Origin of the sequence: Nocardia sp. NBC_01327, from assembly GCF_035958815.1 — a bacterium.
Classification (GTDB): Bacteria; Actinomycetota; Actinomycetes; order Mycobacteriales; family Mycobacteriaceae; genus Nocardia.
The window spans coordinates 447,634-470,651 of the sequence record NZ_CP108383.1; the positions used below are offsets into that span (position 1 = coordinate 447,634).

Annotated in this window: 16 protein-coding genes; 9 read left to right on the plus strand and 7 right to left on the minus strand. The window is 65.6% G+C overall.

What is annotated here, in order from left to right:
• Positions 1-11: 11 nt before the first annotated feature.
• Both OG326_RS01965 and OG326_RS01970 read right to left on the minus strand, forming a co-directional pair.
• The gene (locus OG326_RS01965) at positions 12-875 is read right to left on the minus strand and encodes an ABC transporter permease (RefSeq protein ID WP_327142917.1); all 864 of its coding nucleotides are present in this window, start codon (positions 873-875) and stop codon (positions 12-14) included.
• 5 nt (positions 876-880) lie between these two features.
• On the minus strand, positions 881-1,750 hold the full coding sequence (locus tag OG326_RS01970) for an MlaE family ABC transporter permease (RefSeq protein ID WP_405134144.1): 870 nt from the start codon (positions 1,748-1,750) through the stop codon (positions 881-883).
• A 454-nt stretch (positions 1,751-2,204) separates the two neighbouring features.
• Between OG326_RS01970 and OG326_RS01975 the strand changes: the two genes are divergently transcribed.
• Positions 2,205-2,870 (plus strand): serine protease, encoded by a 666-nt coding sequence (locus tag OG326_RS01975; protein ID WP_327142918.1) that lies wholly within the window; start codon positions 2,205-2,207, stop codon positions 2,868-2,870.
• 88 nt (positions 2,871-2,958) lie between these two features.
• Here OG326_RS01975 and lppU read toward each other — a convergent pair whose 3' ends face one another.
• Positions 2,959-3,606, minus strand: a complete 648-nt coding sequence (lppU, locus tag OG326_RS01980) for an LppU family putative lipoprotein (RefSeq protein ID WP_327142919.1) — start codon at positions 3,604-3,606, stop codon at positions 2,959-2,961.
• Between the two features lie 137 nt (positions 3,607-3,743).
• On the opposite strand from lppU, the gene OG326_RS01985 reads away from it, so the two are divergent.
• Positions 3,744-5,126 (plus strand): cytochrome P450, encoded by a 1,383-nt coding sequence (locus tag OG326_RS01985; RefSeq protein WP_327142920.1) that lies wholly within the window; start codon positions 3,744-3,746, stop codon positions 5,124-5,126.
• 296 nt (positions 5,127-5,422) lie between these two features.
• Positions 5,423-6,319 carry an Ig-like domain-containing protein gene (locus OG326_RS01990; RefSeq protein WP_442790898.1) on the plus strand — a complete coding sequence of 299 codons (897 nt, stop codon included), beginning with the start codon at positions 5,423-5,425 and terminating at the stop codon, positions 6,317-6,319.
• A gap of 245 nt (positions 6,320-6,564) precedes the next feature.
• Here the strand turns inward: OG326_RS01990 and OG326_RS01995 are convergent, their stop codons facing one another.
• Both OG326_RS01995 and OG326_RS02000 read right to left on the minus strand, forming a co-directional pair.
• A complete protein-coding gene (locus OG326_RS01995) occupies positions 6,565-7,803 on the minus strand; it encodes an FAD-dependent monooxygenase (RefSeq protein ID WP_327142921.1) in 1,239 nt (412 codons plus the stop codon).
• A gap of 149 nt (positions 7,804-7,952) precedes the next feature.
• Positions 7,953-11,630, minus strand: coding sequence for a BTAD domain-containing putative transcriptional regulator (locus tag OG326_RS02000; protein WP_327142922.1), 3,678 nt, complete (start codon positions 11,628-11,630; stop codon positions 7,953-7,955).
• Between the two features lie 372 nt (positions 11,631-12,002).
• On the opposite strand from OG326_RS02000, the gene OG326_RS02005 reads away from it, so the two are divergent.
• From OG326_RS02005 to OG326_RS02025, 5 genes are all read left to right on the plus strand, one after another.
• Positions 12,003-12,932, plus strand: coding sequence for a carbohydrate ABC transporter permease (locus OG326_RS02005; protein ID WP_327142923.1), 930 nt, complete (start codon positions 12,003-12,005; stop codon positions 12,930-12,932).
• Between the two features lie 68 nt (positions 12,933-13,000).
• Positions 13,001-13,792, plus strand: coding sequence for a carbohydrate ABC transporter permease (locus OG326_RS02010; RefSeq protein ID WP_327146334.1), 792 nt, complete (start codon positions 13,001-13,003; stop codon positions 13,790-13,792).
• 49 nt (positions 13,793-13,841) lie between these two features.
• Complete coding sequence (locus OG326_RS02015) at positions 13,842-15,161, plus strand: ABC transporter substrate-binding protein (protein ID WP_327146335.1); 1,320 nt, start codon at positions 13,842-13,844, stop codon at positions 15,159-15,161.
• Positions 15,162-15,182: 21 nt separating this feature from the next.
• Positions 15,183-16,262, plus strand: coding sequence for an ABC transporter ATP-binding protein (locus OG326_RS02020; RefSeq protein ID WP_327142924.1), 1,080 nt, complete (start codon positions 15,183-15,185; stop codon positions 16,260-16,262).
• 82 nt (positions 16,263-16,344) lie between these two features.
• Complete coding sequence (locus tag OG326_RS02025; RefSeq protein ID WP_327142925.1) at positions 16,345-17,838, plus strand: HNH endonuclease signature motif containing protein; 1,494 nt, start codon at positions 16,345-16,347, stop codon at positions 17,836-17,838.
• A 790-nt stretch (positions 17,839-18,628) separates the two neighbouring features.
• On the opposite strand, the gene OG326_RS02030 is transcribed toward OG326_RS02025, so the two are convergent.
• Complete coding sequence (locus OG326_RS02030) at positions 18,629-19,861, minus strand: IS256 family transposase (RefSeq protein WP_327139852.1); 1,233 nt, start codon at positions 19,859-19,861, stop codon at positions 18,629-18,631.
• A 549-nt stretch (positions 19,862-20,410) separates the two neighbouring features.
• The gene (locus OG326_RS02035) at positions 20,411-21,595 is read right to left on the minus strand and encodes an IS110 family transposase (protein WP_327139092.1); all 1,185 of its coding nucleotides are present in this window, start codon (positions 21,593-21,595) and stop codon (positions 20,411-20,413) included.
• 450 nt (positions 21,596-22,045) lie between these two features.
• Between OG326_RS02035 and OG326_RS02040 the strand changes: the two genes are divergently transcribed.
• Positions 22,046-23,017 carry an alginate lyase family protein gene (locus OG326_RS02040; RefSeq protein ID WP_327142926.1) on the plus strand — a complete coding sequence of 324 codons (972 nt, stop codon included), beginning with the start codon at positions 22,046-22,048 and terminating at the stop codon, positions 23,015-23,017.
• The last annotated feature ends 1 nt before the right edge of the window (position 23,018 follow it).

Sequence of the window (23,018 nt, forward strand, 5' to 3'; positions counted from 1 at the left end):
GTGTTCGCCCCCTATCCCGAGATCCGGATGCCGGGGTTGACGCCCCAGATGGCCAAGGTGATGAACAGGTCCGCGAAGACCACCGCGATAATGCAGTACTTGATGGCGCGACCGGCCGCGACACCCACGCCCTCCGGGCCGCCCGAGGCGAAAAACCCGTAGTAGCACTGGATGAACGTGGTGATCGCGACGAAGATGATCGCCTTCAGCAGTGAGTACAGCACATCGACCGGCACCAGGAACTGATAGAAGTAGTGCTGGAATGTCCCGGACGCGGTGCCGCCGATCAACTGCACGGTCAGCGAGCAGGAGATGTACGCGAACGGCAGGGCCAGGCAGTACAGCGGCACGATCGCGATCATGGCCGCGATCATCCGGGTGCTCACCAGGTACGGAAGCGGCCGGATGGCAACCGATTCCAGCGCGTCGATCTCCTCGGAGATGCGCATGGCGCCCAGCTGTGCGGTGAACCGGCAGCCCGCCTGCGCCGCGAAGGCGAGGGTGGCGAGCATCGGGCCGAGCTCACGCGTGGTGGCGAACGCCGAGATGGCGCCGGTGAGCGGGCTCAGGCCGAGCAGGTTCAGCGAGGTGTAGCCCTGGATGGCGACGGTCATACCGCCGAACGCCGACAGGATGAGCACCACGCCGATGGTGCCGCCGCCGACGATGAGATTGCCGTTGCCCCAGGTGACATCGGACAGCAGTCGCCAGACTTCCTTGGGGTACTGCTTGAACGCCATCGGCATGGAGCCGAGCGAGCGCAGGAAGAAGAAGACCTGGTGACCGATGCGCGCAATGAAGTCGCGCGGCGACGTGGCGACGCCCTTGATCCGTTGGAACGGCCGCAGCAGCGGCGGAACATACGTTGCTGACACGACTCTCAGACCATCTGTGGTGGGAAGAGGGAGTTGTAGACCTGAGTGAGGATCAGGTTGACGCCGAAGAGCATGACGGCGGACATGACCACGGCGGTGTTCACCGAGTTCGCGACGCCGCCCGGGCCGCCGCGTGCGTTCAGCCCGGCATCGCAGGCGATGATCGCGGCGAGCAGGCCGAAGATGAGCGACTTCAGCAGCGCCACAAACAGATCAGTGGTGATCGCGAAGGAGGCGAAGGTTCCGACGTAGGACCCGGGGGTGCCGCCCTGGGCGAAGATATTGAAGACGTAGCCGGTCAGGAAGCCGACGAAAACCACGAAGCCGCACAGGAGTACGGAGACCAGCATGGCGGCGCCGAGGCGGGGGGCGACCAGGCGGCGCAGCGGGTCCACGCCCATGACGCGCATGGCGTCGATCTCCTCGCGGATGGTGCGCGAGCCGAGATCGGCGCAAATGGCGGAGCCGACCGCGCCGGCGATCATGAGCGAGGTGACCAGTGGCGCACCCTGCTGAATGATGCCGAGGCCGTTGGCCGCACCGATGAACGAGGTCGCGCCGACCTGTCCGGCGACGGAGCCGACCTGAATGGACACGATCACGCCGATCGGAATGGCAACCAGCAGTGTGGGAGCCGCCGCGACATTCGCCATGAAGGCGCACTGTCTGACGAACTCCGCGTAAGGGAAGCGTTTCCGGAAGATCGCGACGAACAGTTCGACAACGGCGGCGACTCCCATCGCCATCATCCGTCCACCGGTCTCGAGCGACCGTTTGGGATGGTCCTCCCAATACCCCTTGGCCCAGCCGACGGCGGCATTAACCCTTGACTCCGTTGGGCTCCCCTGCCCGTCCAGACTCTTCGTCAACTGCACTCTGACTACCCCTCTCGACGCCGGGTTACCCGCCACCGGCGACTGTTTGCTTGACGCACCTTACTACGGAGTTAGGAAAAACACACCAGGCGTTGTGGTTCCGGTCATAGAGGCGGATCACTTTCTCTGAACGGTTGTGAACAGGCACATCACGGTTGGTTCACAACCCAAAGAACCAGGCAGACATCTAGAACTTGTTCTAATTTCCGAGTATGGGCAGAGACGTTTCGGTTGAAGTGAAGCCCCATTGGGTAAGAATTAATGGGAGAGAATTTATCGGAAATCCGGCCGAGTTATGCATAAATCCCATAACTGCATCCAACTCGGTATCACTGTGCAACGCGCGCAGGACACGGCTGCGCAACATGTGGCAGTACAAGCAGCCTCGCGGGACGAATACTGACAGGATGTGTTCCGCAGCTTTTTTCGAGCGGCTTCCGACGTCTGGAGGGACATGATCAGGAAACTCGCCGGTATGGCCGGCGTCTTCGCTTTTGCCGTGAGCACCGCGATGTTCGGCGCCGGGGCTGCGAACGCCGATCCCGCACCGGCAGTCATCGGCGGTGGCTCCGGCATCGTCATCGATGACATGTTCGAGTGCACCGTGACCACCATCGGTCACGACGGGGCCGGGCGGCTGGTCGGTATCACCGCGGGACACTGTGGTGACCCCGGAGCCCAGGTGTTCGCCGAAAAGGATCGCGGCGCAGGGCAGATCGGGAAGTTCGTGTACTCCAATCACGATCTGGATTACGCGGTCATCGAGTTCTTCCCGGATCGGGTCATTCCGGTGAATCGGATCGGCAATGTGGCAATCACCGGAATCGGCGGGCCGCCGAACTTCCCGATGATCGTGTGCAAAGAGGGACGGACCACCGGTAATACCTGTGGCCTCTCGTGGGGTGACGTCTTCGCGACCAATGTCGAGACGTGGAGTCAGATGTGTGTGGTGGAGGGCGATTCCGGGGCTCCGGTCGTCGTCGGCACCACCCTTGTCGGCATGGTGAACGCCTACCTGGCCCTCGCCTGCTTCGGCCCCGAGGTCGGGACGAATATGTCCTCGATCATGGGAGACCTGAACGGACGCGGCCAGATCGGCTCGGGGTACAACCCCATATAGATTGCCTCCGCTCCGTCGGAACGAGACCGAGAAGCCCGGCCGGACAACATGTCCGGCCGGGCTTCACTGTTCCCCGGGGGAAGTGGCCTCAGAGGGTCGAGACGCAGACGACGAGTTTGCGCTCGTCGTATACATAGCCCTGGTTGCCGACATTGCAGTCGTCGACGCTGGTGCTGTTCTTCAGGATCGAGAGCACCTTGACCCCGTCGGCCGCGCCGCGGGTGCTGCAGTCGATTCGCTTGGGGTCGTCACCGCTGCCCTTGGCGCCCAGATCGAGGCAGTCGCCGATGACCCAGTCGATATCGAGGCAGATCGCGCCGGTCTCGATGCCGGAGAGGGTCTCGTAGTACGCCTGGTCGACATCGGTGGGGCATTGGGAGTTGGTGGGCGCCTTGGCGACCACCTTGTAGTTGGAGTCCTTGCTTCCACAGGTGGCGTGCTTGATGGTGGCATTGTCGGTGGTGCCACCGAGTTTCACGCAGTCGCCGATGCTGGCCTGGAAGTCGGTATCGCCGCCGCGGTCGGCGGGCGGGGTGGAGGGTTTGCCGCTGGGGCCCGGCTTGCCGGTGGGCTTCGGCGTGGTGCCGGGCGCCTTGGTCGTCGAGACGGCCGAGTCCAGTCCGGGGGGTGCCGCAACCGGGCTGCCGGAAATGGTGGAGCCGCAGGCTGCGAGCAGCAGGGCGGCGGCGGAGAGGGCCGGGACGGCGATCCGGGCGGAGATCTGCTGACGCAACACGAACTTGTCCTAAATTTGAGGTACACCAAGCTTTGAGTCTTGCCATGCATACACGACGTATCGGACACCGTCGACTCACAGCCCGCACACAGGGTTCCGGTCGAACCCCGGGTAGTAGTGAATACGTATAGGAGAGCATGAGTACCGCCGCCCAACCGGTCGGTCCCGAGACCCTGCACCAACCTCGGCTGGTACTGCTGCATGCCCTGGCCGCGGGCATCGATCTCGAGCGGTACTTCCGCCGGCGGCACGAACGGCACGGCGATCCGTTTCTGATGCGCTTCCCGTCCTTCGGGTCGGTGGTCTTCACCGGCACGCCCGAGGGCGCGCGCGAATTGTTCCGGGCGCCGGTCGAACTGCTGGCGCCGCCGCTGCCGAATCCCATCGAACCGATGGTCGGCCCGGCGTCGCTCATCCTGGCGCGGGGCGAGCGGCATCGGCAGGAGCGCGCGGTGCTGGCGCCCGCGTTCCACCGGAATCGAATCAGCGCCTACGGCACTGTCATTCGGGATACGGCGCGGGCCGAGCTGGCGGGTGAGCGCACCGGGCGGGCCTGGCGCGCGGGTACCCGCATCGATGCCCGGGATGCGGCGCGCGCCATGACATTACGGGTGATTCTGGCGGCGGTGTTCGGTATCGACGAGCCCGAGCTGCTGGCCGAATACACCTCGGCCACAACGGAATTCCTGACCTCCTTCGGCACGCCGCTGTTCGCGGTTCCGGCCTTGCGGCGCAATATGTTCGGATTGTCGGGCTGGGAGCGCTTCCTGGCCGCGCGGGATCGGCTCGACGGCCTGATCGATACCGAGGTCGCGCGGCGACGGGCGAGGGACTGCAGCGGCACGGGCGCCGAACAGGATCTGCTCGGCATGCTGCTGGAGACCCGATACGAGGACGGCAGCGCCATGACCGACGCGGACCTGCGCGAACAATTGCGCACCCTGCTGGTCGCCGGGCACGAAACCACGGCGACGGTGCTGGTGTGGGCGCTGTACCGGCTGCACCGTTCGCCGGAGACGCTCGCGCGATTGCGCGCCGAACTCGCCGCGGCCGGACCGGATCTCGATCCGATCGAGATCGCGACACTGCCGTACCTGGATGCGGTGTGCCAGGAGACGCTGCGCCTGCATCCCCCGGTGCCGATCGTATTGCGCAGGCTCACCGGTGATTTCGTATTCCGCGGCACCACGATGGTGGCGGGGGACACCATGGGGCTGTCGGTACAGCTGCTGCACACCGACCCCGAAGTGTGGAGCGAGCCACAGCGATTCCATCCCGAGCGGTTTCTCGAACGCCGCTACGGTCCGTTCGAGTTCGCACCGTTCGGCGGCGGGCACCGGCGCTGCGTGGGTGCGTCGCTGGCCGATTTCGAATTGCGGATCGTGCTGGCCACGGTGCTCGGTGCTGTGCGGTTGCGGCTGTCGCCGCGGTTCGCGCGCGGGCGGGTGCCGTGGACGGTGCCGCACAATATTGCGACCGGTCCGCATGCGGCCATTACCTTCGAGGCCCTCGAACCCTGATGCGACTCCAGTGATTTGCCTCACATCCAGGTTTGAGTATGCGGGTGCATAGGCGTGGGACACACCCGTGACCCGTTTCGGGAATCGCCGATGCGAACGGCGCTAATGCGCCAGCAATTCGCCCGTGGACAGTGGAGTGACCTGAACCACACCAGTGGGTCGGTATGAATAACTGCCACAAGCCAATTGGAATGCCTCTGCTCGCACGGTAGTAATGGATGCGGGGTTGGGACCTACAGCGGGCGGACTGCGCCTGCAATCTGCGTGTTGAACGAGGATCGAGAGGACCGAGAGCTGTGCGCATCACCCGGTACGGACTGATTTCCCTCGCCGTCATTGCGGCGACCGGAGCCGTGGTGGCAGCGCCCGCCTCAGCGACCCCGCTATGGCCGGGCGGCCCGGAGATTCCGGGTGTGCCCTCGGCGGTCATGCCGCAGCCCGCGCCCGGCGATCTGCCGACCGCGCCCGGCGCCAATTCGCCGCTGCCGCCGGCCAATTTCGCGGCCCCGAACATCAGCCCCGGCGACGGGGACGTGGTGGGCGTGGCGCAGCCGGTCATCATCAACTTCAAGGATCCGGTCAGCGATCACGCCGGTGCGGAGAAGGCGATCCGGATCACCTCGACCAACAAGGTGGACGGCCACTTCTACTGGATGGGCGATAAGCAGGTTCGCTGGCGGCCCGAGGACTTCTGGCCGTCGGGCACCAAGGTCACCGTCGAGGGCGGCGGCACCAAGGTCGCCTACGAGATCGGCGACGAGTTCATCGCGACCGCGGACGACAACACCCACCAGATCGTGGTCACCCGCAATGGTGAGGTCGTGAAGACCATGCCCACCTCCATGGGCAAGACCGGGCACGAGACCCCCAACGGCACCTACATCGTCAGCGAGCGCAATCGCAAGATGATCATGGATTCCTCGACCTACGGTGTGCCGACGACCGATCCGCAGGGCTACAAGCTCGAGGTCGAGTACGCCACCCGCATGTCCAACAGCGGCATCTTCATTCACGCCGCCCCGTGGAGCGTCGCACAGCAGGGCTACTCCAACAGCTCGCACGGCTGCCTCAATGTGAGCACCGACGATGCGAAGTGGTACTTCGACAATGTGAAGAAGGGTGATCCGGTGGTGGTGAAGAACACCAGCGGCGGCACCTTCAGCACCAGCGACGGCTGGGGCGACTGGAATTAAGGCGTAAGCCCCAGCCCAGCACAAACTTTCGCAGGCCCCGCCCGTAATGGGCGGGGCCTGCGGTTTATTTCAAGGGTGAAGCTGTCCCCGCGGCCGGGCCACGTCTTCGGGACGGCCCGCCGCGCACTTATCGGTGGGCCGCTCACCAGATCGCCGCAGATTCCTTGCGCGGCAAGCCGGTAAGTTCGCGGCTGGACGGAGGGGGGCCGTGCCGTCGCGGCGGGCGGGCGGCATCGCGCCGACATTCAGGCGAGGCGCTGGGTGGTGGGGGCGTACTGCTCCAGAGTGATTCCATTGGAAGCGTGGTTGAGGGGCTTCATGATGGAGCGCAGGGCCATGCCCTTCCAGGGGAGGCGGCGCATGACGCGCAGGGCGGTGGTCTGGATTTTGAGGCCGCGCTTATCGGCGGCGACCATCTGGTTGGCGTTGTTCCAGCCGAGGGTGAGGTTCAGGTCGACGTATTCGGCCATGCGGGTCTGGTAGTTGCCGAAGGCGACGGTGTGGTCGCCGTGGGCCGCATTCAGCTCTCCGGCAAGGACATACGCGCCGACCAGGGCCATGCTGGTGCCCTGGCCCGAGAGCGGGGAGGGGCTGTAGGCGGCGTCGCCGACCAGGGCGATACGGCCCTGGGACCAGTGCTCCAGGTGGATCTGGCTGACCGAGTCGAAGTAGAAGTCCGGTGATTGCGGCATGAGGCGCAACAGGTTCTGCGTCTCCCAGCCGGCATCGGCGAAGGCCTCGGCCACCAGTCGCTGCTGAGCGGCGATATCGCCGCGCTCGGGCAGGGTTTCCGGGGCGCGGAAGATGAACTGCGCCTTCGCCGAATGCTGCTGCGTGCTGTACACCTGCACGATCTGGCCGGGGGTCGGGTGCACCAGCTCCCAGTGGTCGAGGTTCAGGTAGTTGGGCACCGAGATCACGCAGGCGGCCATACCGGTGTGCTTGGCGAACTGCTCCTCCGGGCCGAAAGTGCTGCGGCGCACCGTGGAATGCATGCCGTCCGCGCCGATCACCAGGTCGAAGACCCGGGGCGCGGCGTGCCGGAAGCGCACCGAGACGCCGTCGGCCTCCTCGGTCAGATCGACGATCGAGTCGCCGAACAGGTACTGCACATCGTTCTTGGTGGCGTCGAACAGGATTCGGGCGAGGTCGCCGCGCAGCACCTCGTCGTCGCCGGGGCCGCGCAGGCCGATCAGGTCCGGGCCGAGGGTGGCGAGGGTCTTGCCCGACTCGTCGACCCAGTCGCCGCCACGCATGGCGGTGGAGGCGCGCTCGATTTCCGGCAGCAGGCCCATGCGGTTGACGACCTCCATGGCGGTGCCGCGAATATCGACCTTGTAACCGCCTTCCCGCAGAGCCGGGGCTTCCTCCACCACCGTCACGGCAAAGCCGTAGCGGTGCAGCCAGTAGGCGAGAGTGGGGCCCGCGACGCTGGCGCCGGAGATGAGGACGGTCTTGCTGGTGAACTGCTGCTGCGTTGTCATGAGAGAAGCATCTGCCGCAGCCCTCACCAACTACTCACCATCGGCTCACCGCCGCTCACCGGGTGGTGCGCAGGGCGCTGAACTGGGGCTATACGCCGATCCCCAGCTGGGAGAGCTAGAGCGCTCTCCGCGGATCCAGGGTGTGGCAGCTAAAGTTCGCAGCTGTCGACCAGGGCGAGCACCTGATCCGGTGACAATGCGGCGCCGCGCCTGTAGGCGGCATCGAACAGTGCTCTGCCCAGGGCCTTCCGGGCAGCAACCGCCACATCCACCGCTTCTGGAGCACCGGCAAGAGCGACACCGCGCAAAGCCTCGGCGGCACCCAGCAGGGTCGCCGCCCGTTCCGTGTCCCCGGTGGCAAGCGCCACACCGGCCACGCCCTCGACAGCACCCGCTGCCAATGGCGGCAGACTGCTCGCGAGCGCCAGTTCCAGCGCTTCGCGATGGCTCGAAAACCCCTGCACCTGCGCTATTTCGGCGATCGCCAGCCAACCGAGGCCGATCAGCGCGCGAACACGCGCCTCCACCGAGCCGATCGAATCACCGCCGGGCAGTGCCAGCGCCGCCTCGTACCGCGCCCGCGCCACGTCCTGATCAGTGCGGCGTGCGATGTCGCCCAATCCGCATAAAGCATTGGCGCGCATATCTGTTGCGCCGATAGACCGGGACAGCTCAGCCGCGCGCTCATAGTCCGCCCGAGCGGCATCGCGCTCCTGCTCCGAATCCACATTGCGCGCATGGATATCGCCACGCCGATTCAGCAGGTCAGCAGCGTCGGCAACCATCCCCAGCTCCGTCCCCAGCGTGATGGCCTCATCGATCAGCGCCAGCGAACCCGCGCGATCACCCCGCAGATCGGCAACCGCGGCAAGCTTGTCCAAGGTAGCCGCAATGGCCCACCGATCCCCGGTTCGCCGGAATCCGCCCAGCGCCGCAAGGAATTCCGGCTCCGCCTCGACCGCATGCCCCGACATGAACAACCCCAGCCCAGCCCCCAGCCGCTCGAACGCCCGAGGCCAATCGTCAGCCCCGAGTAACCCCTGCAACTCCTCCGGATCCCCCGGTATCAACCCACCCACCAGCGCCAACAAGAACACCACATGCGGCCGCCGCAGCGGCCCCGCCAGCTCAGCGATTCCCGCCGCCGCCCGCTCGATCGGCGTCGCCCCATCGATCGCCACAGAACGAGAACCTGATTCCGCAACGTATCGGTCGGCCTCCTCAGGACGGTCGCCACTCGCCAGGTGGCTTTCGATGGCATCGGCCGTAGAAGACGCGGGGGCATATGCCGCCGCTTCACCAGGGGGCGTGGCACGTTCGTCTGCGGTGCGACCTCCGCCCATCGCGGCGGCAGGCTCCCCGTTTCGCGGGACGCGCTCGCTCTCGGCCCCGGTTGGGGCCGGCTGCCCAGCGGACAGAACGGCGAGCGCACCACCTCGCGCAGCGACCGCGACACACAGGGCGTAGTCCTCGGAGGAGACGGGTGGGCGCTGCGCTGCACGGACGCCGGCAGCGCAGCACGAACCATTGCCCGGCGCAGCGGTATCGGCGCCGGTCGGCGGGCAGATTGTCTCCGGTAGGCCGGCCGGTGGAGTATGCGCCGACTCGATGTCGGCTGGGACGCAGGAATCGGGGGATAGCGGAGGGAGGTTCGAATACAGCTGGGCGAGGAGGTGATTCGCTAGCTCGGGGGCGGCGCCGGAGCGGCCGGTCAGCCACCAGTACCAGGATTGTGCGGCGATGAGCCGCAGGGCCAGTGGGGGATCGGCGGGAACTGCCCAGTGCAGGGCGGCTTGGAGGTTGTCGTGATCGGCGGTGAGGTGGGAGAGCCAGGTGAGCTGGTCGGGGCCGCGCAGGGCTGGGTCGGCTTGTTCGGCGAGGTCGGTGTAGTACTCGGCGTGGGCTCGGAGAAGGGTTGTGTGGTCGCCGGATTCGGTGAGGTGGCAGAGGGCGAACTCGCGGATGGTCTCGAGCATGCGGTAGCGGCCGTCGACCACTGTTACCAGGGATTTTTCGACCAGTGCTGGGAGCAGTTCGTCGGCTTCGGGCCAGTCGGCGTCGTACGACAGATGCGCCGGAGGTGCGGTCAGCCGACCGGCCGCGGCAGCGGGATGGCCGGTTGGATCGAGGGAGCCGCAGATTCGGGTGACTGCGGCGAGGGTGGCGCCGCCGGAGAAGACCGCGAAGCGTTGGGCCAGTTGTTGTTCGGGGGGATCGAGGAGATCCCAGCTCCAGGCGACTACGGCCTGGAGGGTTTGGTGGCGGGGGTCGGCGGTGCGGTCGCCTCGGGACAGGAGGCGGAAGCGATTGTCGAGACGGGCGTCGATGTCGTCGAGGCCGAGGGTGCGCAGGCGGGCGGCGGCCAGTTCGATCGCCAGGGGGAGTCCGTCGAGGCGGGTGCAGATGCGGGCTACGGCGGTGATGGTGCCGGCGTCGACGGTGAAGCCGGGGCGGGCGGCTGCGGCGCGATCGGCGAAGAGGCGGACGGCGGGGCTGCGGAGTTGGTCGGCCAGGCGGGCTTCGGGGGCGGCGACCGGGAGCTGGGGGACCTGGAAGACGGTTTCGCCGGTGATGCTCAAGGGTTCTCGGCTGGTGGCCAGGATGCGCAGGGCGGGGCAGGAGAGCAGGAGGCGGTGGGCCAGGCGGGCGGTGTCGAGCACCAGGTGTTCGCAGTTGTCGAGGATGAGCAGCAAGGGACGGTCGGTGAGAAGGGCGAGCAGTTGGGCCTCGGGGTCCCGGTGGCCGGATTGGGTTGCGTCGCTGCCGCCCAGGGCGGCGATGACCGCGGGGGCGAGCTGCGCGCCGTCGGTCAGGGCGGCCAGTTCGACGAAGGACACGTCACCCCGAACTCCGGCGCCCGCCTCCAGCGCGAGCCGGGTCTTACCGGTGCCACCGGGGCCGAGCAGCGTCACCAGGCGGGACTGGGCCAGCAGTGGAATCAGCTGCGCGAGTTCGAGTTCGCGGCCGACGAAGCTGGTGAACTGCGCGGGTAGTCGCCGCTGAGCAGCGCTGGGCGTGGCATCCGCCCGCAGAATAGCCAGGTGCGCCTCGGCCAGTTCCGCGCCCGGATCGGCGCCCAGTTCATCGGCGAGCAGCATCCGGCCCTGCTCGAAAGATTCGAGTGCGTCCGCCTGCCGGCCCGCCGCGTACAGCGCGCGCATGAGCAAGGCGCGCAACCGTTCCCGCAGTGGATGCAGAGCGACCAATTCCGGCAGCGTGGACACCACCGCGTGATGGTCGCCCAGCGTCAGAGCCGCTTCGGCGCGATCGGCCAGGACTTCCAGACGGGCCTCGTTCAACCGCGCCGCCTGCACTTCGGCGAACGGGGCGTCCAGGACATCGGCCAGTGCCGGACCACGCCACAGCGTCATCGCCGCATCGAGCAAAGTGACTGCCGCAGCGGCATCCCGGTCCCGCAGCGCCTTCCGCCCGTCGTCGGCCAGCTTGCTGAAGCGGTGCACGTCCACCGCCTGCGGGTCTATCGCGAGCCGATAGCCGGCGGAAGACGATTCGACGACTTCCGCTGCGCTCGAGCCGTTCCCCTGTGCGGCCGAGTCGTGGCCCTGCGCATCTGACCCGTCAGGCTGTGCGCCCGAGCCGTTCCGCAGCGCACGGCGCAGGCGTGATACCTGCGATTGCAGGGCATGTGCCGCATCGCCTGGCGGATCCTCACCGTAGAGGCCGCCGATCAACCGCTCGCGGCTGACGAGCCGCCCGGCATCGATGAGTAGCAGGGCCAGCAGCGACCGCACCTGCGGGCCGCCTACAGCGATCGGGCTTCCATCGGACCGCCGCGCTTCAATGGATCCGAGTATCCCGAACTGCACGATTGCCAGTATGCCCGGAGCGCCGGGGGGTCGTGCTTCCTCACCGTGGAGGTCGGTCCGACTGGGCGAGGATCGGCCACCCCGCCATTCCCGCGTGCGTGGCGGGGCTGGATGGGGGGGACGTCGGCCGCGATCGCGTGCGGTGCGGGAGTGAGATCGGCGTGTCGGGGATATCACGTCCGAATTGTCCGGCTAGTGGCGTGAATGGCATTCCTCCCAGGAAAGCACCTGTGCCGCCGTACGATTCGGCGCATGTCCGCGCCACCAGCGGGTGCGTCCGGTGAACAGTCGGTTGCGCCTGTGCGCCGACTATTCAACCGCCCAGCATCTGATCGTTACCGGCTAGTCGACCGCAACCGGCACGCTGCGCGGGTGAAGTCGAGGCCTGAACGAGTACTACCGCAGCCCCCGGGACGTGGCTGGCGCGGCAGACCCTGGCAGGACTATGCGCTCTTCACTGTGCTTGTCGCGCCAAACCTGGTGCTGCTGTCGGTTTTTGTGTATCGGCCGCTGATCGACAATATTCGGCTGTCGTTCTTCGACTGGAATATCTCCGATACCACCGCCACCTTCGTCGGACTGGGCAACTACCGCGAGTGGTGGGGCCGGCACGATTCATGGCAAATCGTAGGCAACACAGTGGTCTTCACGCTGGCCGCCGTGATCGGCAGTATGGTGCTGGGTTTGGCACTCGCCCTGCTGCTGGATCGGAAGCTGTTCGGCCGCAATGTGGTCCGGTCCGCGGTCTTCGCGCCGTTCGTCATCTCCGGCGCGGCCATCGGCGTGGCCTTCCGATTCCTCTTCGATCCCAGCATCGGCATGGTGCAGGACCTGCTGCACAAGGTCGGGGTGCACAGCATCCCGGACTTCTACCAGGACCCGCACTGGGCCATGTTCATGATCACGGTCACCTACATCTGGAAGAATCTGGGCTATACGTTCGTCATCTATCTGGCGGCGCTGCAAGGGGTTCGGTCCGACCTGATGGAGGCGGCCGAGATCGACGGCGCGAGCCGGTGGACCACCTTCACCCGAGTACTGCTGCCGCAATTGCGCCCCACCACGTTCTTCCTGTCCATCACCGTGCTGCTCAATTCGCTGCAGGTCTTCGACATCATCAATGTGATGACGCGCGGCGGCCCGCTCGGCACCGGCACCACCACCATGGTCTTCCAGGTCTATCAGGAGTCGTTCCGGAATTTCCGGGCCGGATACGGTGCGACGGTCGCCACCATCATGTTCGTGGTGCTGCTGATCGTGACGCTCGTGCAGGTGCGCATCATGGATCGGAGCGAACAGTGAAGCGGCTCGCGGCGACGACCAAGAATCTCGACAATGCCCGCTGGGCAACAATTTTCGGCTATGCCGCCATGGTGTGCGTGCTGATCGTGGTCGGCGTGCCGCTGTTCTACATCTTCATCACCTCGTTCAAGGCGCGCCCGGACATCTATACGAATCCGACGGTGTACTGGCCGCACAGCTGGCATCCGGAGAATTACCGGGACGCCACCACGACCCTGCCGTTCACGACGTTCCTGCGGAATTCGATCATCGTCACCGCGATCATCTCGGCGGTGAAGTTCGTGCTGGGCGTGCTCAGCGCGTACGGCCTGGTGTTCCTGCGGTTTCCGGGCAAAACGGTGCTGTTCCTGGTGATCATCGCGGCGCTCATGGTGCCCAACCAGATCACCGTCATCTCCAACTACGCGCTCATCGCACAGCTGGGCTGGCGAAACACGCTGCAGGGCATCATCGTTCCGCTGTGCGGGGTCGCCTTCGGCACCTTCCTCATGCGCAATCACTTCCTGTCGCTGCCCGCCGAGGTCATCGAGGCGGCGCGTATGGACGGCGCGGGCTGGTGGCGGCTGCTGACCCGGGTGGTGCTGCCCATGTCGGGGCCGACCATGGTGGCATTCGCCGTGGTCACGATGGTGAACGAGTGGAACGAATACCTGTGGCCGTTCCTCATGGCGGACGACTCGCGGGTCGCGACGCTGCCGGTCGGGCTCACGCTGCTGCAGAACACCGAGAACCCCAGCGTCACCAATTGGGGTCCGGTCATGGCCGGAACCCTGCTCACCATGCTCCCCATTCTCATCGTTTTCCTCGCGCTACAGCGTCACATGATCAAGGGCCTCACCTCCGGTGCGGTCAAGGGTTAAGTCCCAGAAGGAGATTCCCGTGTCGGAAGCACGAACCTCTGCCGAATCCATGGCCCGCCGCGCCCTGTCGCGACGTGGGTTCCTCGGTCTCACCGGTGCGGCCGCCGCCGGGCTCGCGCTGACCGCCTGCGCCGGAACCGGCAGCAGCACCAAGCAGGGCGGTGACTCGAACACCATCACCTTCTGGTCGAACCACCCCGGCACCTCCAAGGATCAGGAGAACGAGCTGATCAACCGATTCCAGGCCAAGTACCCGGATCTGAAGGTCAAGCTGATCGACGCCGGCAAGAACTACGAGGAGGTGTCGCAGAAGTTCAATGCGGCGCTGTCCGGTGGCGACCTGCCGGATGTGGTTGTGCTGTCGGATGTCTGGTGGTTCAACTACGCGCTGAACGGCACCCTCGAGCCGCTGGACAGCCACTTCGGTTCCGCCGGTGTGAAACTCGACGACTACGTGGACACGCTGGCCGCCGACTACCTGTTCAACGGCAAGCACTACGCGCTGCCGTACGCCCGCTCGACCCAGATCTTCTACTACAACAAGGATGTCTGGTCCAAGGCCGGTCTGCCCGACCGCGGCCCGAACAGCTGGCAGGAATTCGACGAGTGGGGCCCGAAGATCCAGCAGGTCATGGGCGGCGACAAGTGGGCGCACGGCTGGGGCGACGCCGTGAACTACCTGGGCTGGACGTTCCAGGGACCGATGTGGACCTTCGGCGGCGGCTACTCCGACGACTGGAAGCTGAAGTTCAACGACCCCAAGTCGATTGCCTCGGGCAAGTTCTTCAGCGACATGATCAATGTGAAGAAGTACGCGAGCATCCGCTCGCAGATCGTCACCGATTTCGGCACCGGTGTTGTCGGCTCCGCCATCGCCTCGACCGGTGACCTGAAGGGCGTCAAGCAGAACGCCGCGGGCAAACTGGAATTCGGCACCGCGTTCCTCCCGCACCCGAGCGGCCCCGGCGCGACCACCGGTGGTGCGGGCCTGGCCATCCCGTCCCGAATCTCGGACGCGCGCAAGGAGAATGCGCTCAAATTCATCGAGTTCATCACCAATGCCACCAATACCTCGTACTTCTCGCAGGCCACCGGATACATGCCGGTCCGCAAGTCGGCGCTGCAGGATCCGACCGAGCTGGACTTCCTGGCGAAGAACCCCAACTCCAAGACCGCCATCGACCAGCTGGCACTGACCAAGTCGCAGGACTTCGGCCGCGTCTTCGTGCCCGGCGGCGACCAGATCATCGGCACCGGCCTGGAACAGATCGGCCTGCAGAACCGTGATGCGACAGCGGCTTTCGCGGATATCACCACCCAGCTGCAGACCATCATCGACCGGCAGATCACCCCCAAGCTGCCCAAGTAAGAAGTCAGGAGACCCGCCGGCATGGCGACTGTGCAGTTCGAGGGCGTGTCCCTCAGTTATCCGGGTGCGCCCGGCCCCGCGGTGGCAGACCTGAACCTGGATATCGCCGACGGCGAATTCCTGGTGCTCGTCGGACCGTCCGGCTGCGGCAAATCCACCAGTCTGCGCATGCTGGCGGGCCTGGAAGCAGTGTCTTCCGGGCACATTCGCATAGGCGGCGTCGAGGTGACCGGGCTGCCGCCGCGCGCCCGGGACGTGGCCATGGTGTTCCAGAGCTATGCGCTCTACCCGAATATGACGGTCGCGGACAATATGGGATTCGCGCTGCGCAATGCCGGGATGAGCAAGGCCGACACGCTGGTCCGGGTCACAGAGGCGGCGGCCATGCTCGAGCTGGAAGAGCTGCTGGACCGCAAGCCCGCCAAACTGTCCGGCGGGCAGCGGCAGCGAGTTGCCATGGGGCGGGCCATCGTTCGGCGTCCGCAGGTGTTCTGCATGGACGAACCGCTGTCCAATCTGGATGCCAAGCTCCGGGTGAGCACACGGTCGCAGATCGCGGCGCTGCAGAAGCGGCTCGGGACGACCACGGTGTACGTCACCCACGATCAGGTCGAGGCCATGACCATGGGGCATCGGGTCGCGGTGCTGAAAGACGGCAAGTTGCAGCAGATCGCCGCTCCGCGTGAGCTTTACGACGATCCGGTGAATACATTTGTCGCCGGATTCATCGGATCACCCGGGATGAATCTGCTCACCGCGCCGGTCAGGGATGGCGCCGCCGAGCTGAACGAGTTGCGAATTCCGCTGCCGCACAGTGTGTCAGGTGATCGTGTGGTGGTGGGGATTCGCCCGGAATCGTGGGAGGTGACCACCGATCCGGAGAATTCGCTGGCCGTGGAAGTCGAGCTGCTCGAGGAGCTGGGATCGGAATCATTCCTCTACTCGCACGGCGTCAACGATGAATGGTCCAGTCGCACTGGCAGAATCGTCGCTCGGGTGGATCGACGGTTTCAGGTTGCGCTCGGGGATGGGTTGCGGCTTGCGCCTAAGCGGGAAGAGGTTTTCTTTTTCGATGCGGTGAGCGAGCTTCGAATTCGATAAGGACAATTCGGGATTCTGAATAGCCTTATATCACAAAGGATTTCGCCTTTCCGGAGTTGTTTTCCGGCGGTAGAATAGAGGCATGAATCCGGGGGCAGAAACCACAATCGTATCGAGTGCACACGCACTCGATACCGCCGTGGAAAACCTCCTGAACGCCTCCCTCACCCCACTGTGCGACGAACAATTCATCACGCTCATGGGCGAGGTCGAGACCAGCATGCGCAAACTCGAAGCCGTCAAACACCGCTTCGTCACCGAAACCTGCACCCGCTCACTGGCCGCCCGCGCCGGATCAGCCTCCCCGATCAAATTCCTCGAACAAACCCTGCGGTTGTCCCACGCCGACGCCGCCTCGCGGGTCAACGCTGCCAAGCAACTGAGCCCGCAACCAGCCCTGGGTGGGGACCTGGAACCGGAACTGGCGTATGTCGCCGAAGCCCAACGGGCCGGGGCGATCTCGGTCGATCACGTGCGCCGGATCACGCAGGTCCTCAAGCGCATCCCGTGCGCCGCCGACCCGGGCCAGAAAGACCTCGCGCAGGACGTTTTGACCACCTACGCGCGTACCGGCAGCCCGGACAAACTGATCGATCTCGGGGAGATCATCCTGGCGCACATCGATCCGGACGGCACCTTGACCCAGGACAAGGACCGCGACCGCATGCGCGGGCTCACCCTGGGGCGTAAGCGTGCCGACGCCATGTCGCCGTTGATCGGGGAGATCACCGAACCGTTGCGGGAAGTCCTGGAACCCTTGCTGGCGAAGTTCGCCCGCCCGGGCATGTGCAACCCCGCTGATCCGGACAGCCCGAAGGTCGCCGACCGCACCCTCGACCGGACGAAACTCAAGGCTGCCGCCGAGCGTGATACACGCTCGGCCGCGCAACGCAACCACGATGCGTTGCTGGCGGTGCTGCGGTTTCAGCTCGACCGCCCCAAACTCGGCTCCCACCGCGGCCTGCCGGTCGAGGCGATCATCACCATGCGCCTGGAAGATGTGGAGCGGGGTGCCGGGATCGCGACCACCGCGACCGGGGGCACCCTGACCATCGCGCAAGCCCTGGAACTGGCCGCCGGAACCCGCCCGTTGCTCGCAATACTGAACAAGGCCGGGCTGCCGCTCTTCCTCGGCCGGGGTCGGGATCGGTTGGCCAGTCCCGCACAACGACTGGCGTTGATCGCCTCCGACAAGGGCTGCACCCGCCCCGGCTGCAGTGCCCCCGCCTCGATAGCGGCCGCCCACCACGTCACCGGGTGGGCCGAAGGCGGGCGCACCGATATCGACAACCTCACCCTCGCCTGCGATGGCTGCCACGCCATGATCCACGACGGCCCCGGCGGCTGGAAAACCATCGTCATGGGCGAAGACACACCCTTCCCCGGCCGGACCGGGTGGATCGCCCCACCGCATATCGACCCCACCGGGACCCCGCAGGTCAACCACCTGCACCACACCGGTGAGGTGATGGCCGGTGCCCTGAACCAGATCCGCACCCGTGAACGGGCACAACGGGCGCGGCGGCAAGCTTGGCTCGATGCCCGCAAAACCACCCCCACCCCGACCCGCGAATAGGCGGGCCACACCCCTTGTAGACACCGTCAGGCTGGTCCTGACGGTGCTACAAGCCGTTGCCCACCAAGGTTTCCGGGGCCATCGACACCGATCAACGTGGCCATCGACCCCCGATCAACCAGATCCGGCCCGGACCAGGGAACGGCGACAACAGCGGCCGACGGCTGACTGTCTCCCTTACCACCAACTCGATAGCAGGACAGCGCAGCGATCCCTCCCAGCGATGCCAAAGAGCCCGCCCCGCGAAAGCTTCCAGAGGCATCGGCGACCGAGGTGCGACCAGAACGGGCTCGGACCGAGCAGACCGACAGCGGCAGCAGCGGCTGCGGCTGCGGCTGCGGCTGCGGCGATGGCAAGCGTGGCTCGATGCCCAAACCACTCCACAGCTCATCGGCACCGGCACCGGCACCGGCACCGATGAGAGGGCCTGGTATTCACGCCCGCGAATAGCAGGCCACCCCGCACACACACCCTCAGGTGGATCCCCGCCGACGCGACAGCCGGTCCACAAGCGTTGCCAGCCGAAGTCTTTCAGGCTCGTGGTCTTCGATCCCTTGTCTCCAGGCGTCCTTGATCTTTCGGGTCTTCGTCTTTTCGTATTTGTCTTTGAAACCGGACCACAGCCGGTCGACCGAGCCGGTACCGCAGGTATCTCCGTACTGCGGGAGGTAAATCGGGTACCCCACCCGACGCCACCAGCACAGCCATCTCGGGCCCTGCCCGCACCCAGGGGGGTCAAGTCCAAATGCGTGGTGTAGCAACGGTGGTCATCGCTTGATCCGGTAGTGGGTCAGGCGGTCAGTGCCGCGGTGGTGTCCTCCTGTTCGTCGGGGTCGGTGAGCCCGCGGGAGCGGGCAAGAACGTCCAACCCGAGGTAGCGGCGTCCTTCGATCCATTCGTCGTGTTGCTCGGCCAGGACGGCGCCGACGAGACGGATGATCGCGGTGCGATCGGGGAAGATACCGACCACGTCGGTGCGGCGGCGGATCTCTTTGTTCAACCGTTCCTGGGGATTGTTCGACCAGATCTGGCGCCAGATCTGCTTGGGAAACGCGGTGAACGCCAGCAGGTCCGCGCGGGCAGCATCGAGGTGCGCGGCGACTCTGGGCAGCTTCTCGGTCAGGGCGTCGAGCATCCGATCATATTGGGCGGCAACCGATTCGGTATCGGCTTGATCGAATACCGAATGCAACAGGGTGCGAACCCAGGGCCAGGAACTCTTCGGGCAAACCGACATCAGGTTCACCGTGTAATGGGTGCGGCAGCGCTGCCAGCTCGCGCCGGGCAAGGTCGCGCCGATCGCGGCCACCAAACCCGCATGCGCGTCGGAGGTGACCAACGCGACCCCGGACAGGCCGCGAGCGACCAGGTCGCGGAAGAATGCCAGCCAGCCGGCACCGTCCTCGCCGGAAGTGACTTGGATACCCAGGATTTCGCGGTAGCCGTCGGCGTTGACGCCGGTGGCGATCAGGGCGTGGACGTTGACCACGCGCCCGTTCTCGCGGACCTTGAGCACCAGGGCGTCTGCGGCGAGGAACGTGTAAGGGCCCTGATCCAAGGGGCGGGTGCGGAATGCTTCGACCTGGGCATCGAGGTCGCGGGCCATGATCGAGACCTGGGACTTGGAAAGTGTTGTGATGCCCAGGGATTCGACGAGTTTCTCCATCCGCCGTGTCGAGACCCCGAGCAGATAGCAGGTCGCGACCACGCTGGTGAGGGCCCGTTCGGCGCGTTTGCGGCGTTCCAGGAGCCAGTCCGGGAAATACGAGCCGGATCGTAGTTTCGGGATCGCGACGTCGAGGGTGCCGACGCGGGTGTCGAAGTCGCGGTGGCGGTAGCCGTTGCGGTGGTTGATCCGGTCGTCGGAGCGTTCGCCGTAGCCGGCTCCGCAGGCGGCGTCGGCCTCGGCGCTCATCAGGGTTTGCACGAAGCTGGACACCATCTCGCGCAGCAGGTCCGGGCCCATTACCGCCAATTGGTCGGCGAACGGCTTGCCCGGGTCGATAGGCTGGATATTGGTCATCGCGTGAAGTCTCCTTCGAGTGACTGTGAGAGGTCCTTCGAGGATCACGCGGTGACCACCTTGCTGTCCGGGGATTACGCCAGACTCAGCAGCTGATCAGCTGCCGTACACCATCTTCGTGGACGCAACCCCCAGGGGTCCACCACCGCCTCTCGGCGCACGCAACCCAGGTGCACCGGCCTTATCTCGGCCGCACAGCAGGTGTCCGTATGTCACAGACCCGATAACCGTTGTGCCGCTGAGAGACCCGCTGTTCCATCCCCGGTGGCCGACGGTTTCTATGCCGAAACGGTCGGTGCACCTGGGTTTCTTGCCTCCCGGGCAGGGTTGGTCAGCAGGGGGTGCGGGCAAAGCCCGAGATGGCCGTGCTGGGCACGTTGGGTGGGGTACCCGGTTTACCTTCCGCAGCTGGGAGAACTACCTCCGTACCAGCGGTGTCGACCGGCTGGGGTGCCGTTCTCGAGAACAAGATACGTAGGGATGCGGTGGTGTGTCTGAGTCGACGATGTCAGTTCTTTTTTTTTTGGGGGGGTGTCCCTATGTTCTTTGTCAAGCGGCAGCCCGGTAGGGCTGCTTGCTGTGGAGCATCGCGTAGAGGACGTCGCAGCGGCGTCGGGCCAGGCAGATGAGGGCGGCGTTGTGTTTCTTGCCTTCGGCGCGTTTGCGGTCGTAATAGGCGCGGCTGGCCGGGTCGTGCAGGGCTGCGAAGGCCGAGAGGAACAAGGCGCGTTTGAGTTTGTGGTTGCCTGATCGGGCGGGGTGTTCGCCGCGGATCGAGCTGCCGGATCGGTGGGTGATCGGTGCGATGCCGGCGTAGGAGGCGAGATGGCCGGCCGATGCGAATGCCGTGCCGTCGCCGACCTCGAGCAGGATGCGGGCGCCGGTCCTGACTCCGACGCCGGGCATCGAGGTCAGGACCTTGGCAAGAGGGTGGTCATCGAGCATCCTCTCGATGTCTTCGGCGATTGTTCGCCGTTGCAGCAGAACAGCTTTCAAGGAGTCTGCCAGCTTGGGCAGGACGATCTCGGCGGCGTTCGTGCCTGGAACGGTGACCGACTGCTGCGGCAGCGCGGTGAGGATTTCCTCGACCAGCCGGGCGCCCATGCGCGGTGCGTGCTTGGTGGCGATGGTCGTCAGTTTGCGGCGTCCGGCTGCCGCGATCCCGACGGGTCCGCCACAGCGGGAAAGGATTTCGAGCACCGCCGGGTGCGCTGTGCGAGGTCCCAGGACACGTTCGAGGGCCGGGTGGATGCTGGTGAGCAGTCCACGGATGCGGTTGATGGTGCGGGTGGCTTCGCCGGCCAGGTCGTCGTCGAAACCGACCAGAACACCGAGCTCGGTGAGGGTTTCGTCGCCCGTGTCCACCTGGCGCAAGGCGTGGGGCATGGTTCGGGCGGCGTCGGCGATGATGAACGCGTCGCGGGCGTCGGTTTTGGCTTGGCCGGGATAGAGGTCCGCGATGCGGCGCATCGCCAGTCCCGGCAGGTAGGCCACGTCGTGTCCGGCGGCGCGAGCGACGGTGACCGGCAACGCGCCGATGGTGTTGGGTTGGTCGACCACGATCAGCAGTGGACCGTGGGCGGACAGGCGCTCGAACACCGCTCTGAGCCGGGCCTCGTCGTTGGGTAATGCTTTGTCGTGTAATCGTTTTCCATCGCCGGTGCGGAGCCCGACCGCGTGATGTTCGCCTTTTCCCACGTCGATGCCGCAGATCACGGCATACGCCTGTGTCATCTCGGTACCTCTGTCGCCTCAGCGTGGACGGCCGCCGATCCGGCGTCGATGCCCGGCACCCACGTTACGAGGAGACCTACCAGCGGCCCTGTCCCTATCAGCGGTCCATCGACGCCACCAGAACCCGGCGACACCACCCCCCGGATCATGCGAGCGACAGGGGCAAGAAGTCATACCGGGCCTGGCGACCGTAGCCCTCGTTCAAGGACTACTAAAAAGGTAACGTGTGGGGGGCGGCGGTAGCTTGCCCGCATGCGAGTTTTCGGCCGTGTGCTGGCTACCACTGTGGTTTTGGTGTTGGCTGCTTGTGCGCCTGGTGGGACCAGTGGTTCGTCTGGGAATGGGGCGGGGTTCGTTCATCCTGGGGTGCTTGTTTCGCGGGCGCAGCTCGACTTTGTGAAGCAGGAGGTTCGGGGTGGGGTTGAGCCGTGGAAGTCGGCGTTCGGGGAGATGGCGGGGAGTGCTTATGCGCGGCTCGATTTCGCTCCCAGGGCGCGGGCGGTGGTGGACTGCGGGTCGTATTCGAAGCCGGATAATGGGTGTACCGATGAGCGCAGGGATGCTGTTGCCGCGTATACGGATGCGCTGGATTGGTATCTGAGTGGGGACGATCGGTACGCGGTGAAGGCTATCGAGATCATGGATGCCTGGTCGGGGACGATCAGGGATCACACCAATTCCAATGCACCCGTGCAGAGTGGGTGGGCGGCGTCGATTTGGGTGCGGCCTGCGGAACTCATTCGGGCTGGGCACGATTGGCCCCAGGCGGGGCGGTTCGCGGAGATGCTGCGGAAGGTGTACCTGCCGAAGGTCGTCGGGGGTTCGCAGTCCAATGGGAACTGGGAGCTGAGCATGCTGGAGGCGACGGTCGGGATCGCGGTGTTCACCGATGGTCGGGCTACCTACGACAAGGCCGTGTCCATGTATCTGGATCGAGTGCCTGCCTACATCTATCTGTCGTCGGACGGGGCGCTGCCGAAGGTGTCCGCGCGGAGCAATCTGCGTACCCCGGAGCAGATCATCAAGTACTGGCAGCAGCAGTCGACGTTTGTGGACGGGCTGGCCCAGGAAACCTGCCGCGACTTCGCGCACACGGGGTATGGGTTGTCGGCCATCGCGCATATCGCGGAAACCAGTCGCATCCAGCACGGAGATCTGTATCCGCAGGTGGCGGATCGGCTGCGGGCGGCATTCGAGTTCCATGCCAAATATCAGCTGGGCGAACCGCTTCCGGAGAATATCTGCCACGGCCACTATGAACGCTCGCTCGGGCCGACCACGGAGGTCGCCTACAACGCGCTGCACAATCGACTCGGCCTCGCTATGCCCGAGACCGAGCGGCTCACCGCACAGCTCCGCCCGGAAGGCGCCGACATGTTCAGCCTCTGGGAGACGCTGACGCATGCCGACAATCCCCACTAGC